We start from the raw sequence: 413 nt of genomic DNA on the forward strand, positions 1-413 counted from the left end.
GGGGTCGGGGCGGCTCGGCGCCCCCCCCCGGGGGGCCCCGCCCGCCGCGCGCCGCGCCCCCCCCGCCCCCCCCCCCCCCCCCCCCGCGGCGGGGCGCCCGGTTCGGTTCTGCTGACGGAGTGCGGTACCGGATGCCTGCCACGGTCGTGCTGACGGGTGGACCGTCAACGCCCGGCACGTCGTCCGACGCCTCGTCCCGCCGGCCGGGTTCACCACCGGATTCACGACCGGGTCGCCGCAACCCTCGCACCAGGGCGTGGCGTTCACCCGGCCGTGAAACTCGGGCAGTGAACACGGGCCGTGAAGCGCGGGCCGTGAGAAACGGGAATGGCCCAACGCCCCCCCCCCCGCCGGGGGGGGGCGTCGGGCCGGGGGGGTGACCCGACCGTGTATAGCCCCCCAGGTTGAGGACC

Origin of the sequence: Kitasatospora sp. NPDC059747, assembly GCF_042732955.1 — a bacterium.
In the GTDB taxonomy this organism is placed as follows: Bacteria; Actinomycetota; Actinomycetes; order Streptomycetales; family Streptomycetaceae; genus Kitasatospora.